1 pseudogene is annotated in these 343 nt (G+C 49.9%); it reads right to left on the bottom strand.

What is annotated here, in order from left to right:
- Positions 1 to 343: pseudogene (locus CVN76_RS02165) on the bottom strand (ribonuclease Z); the annotation flags it as partial.

The following is a 343-nucleotide window of genomic DNA, read 5'->3' as shown; positions in this document are numbered from 1 at the left end:
GATTAAATGCTTGGCTCCTGCTTTCAAGGCCGTTGTTGCAGCCTGAACGGTTGTCGAATGGTAATAACTAGAGGCCATTTCCGTTTCTTCTGCAGAAAATGTAGCTTCATGAACCAGGTAATCTGCCGAATCAGCAAGTACCAGGGCATTATCGCACACTCTTGTGTCTCCTAAAATCGTGATGATCCGTCCCTTTTGCGGAGCCCCTAAATAATCTTTCCCGTTCAAGACACGGCCATCCTCGAGTCGGACCGTTTGCCCATCCTTCAATGCTTTATAAAGCGGACCTGGCTTAACGCCAGCTTGATGCAGCAGGTCCACACGCAGACTTCCTGGACGGTCC

It is taken from the genome of Bacillus sp. mrc49 (assembly GCF_002803435.1).
The sequence above is the reverse complement of the archived record's forward strand: the minus strand, read 5'-3'. Positions and strand labels throughout refer to the sequence as shown.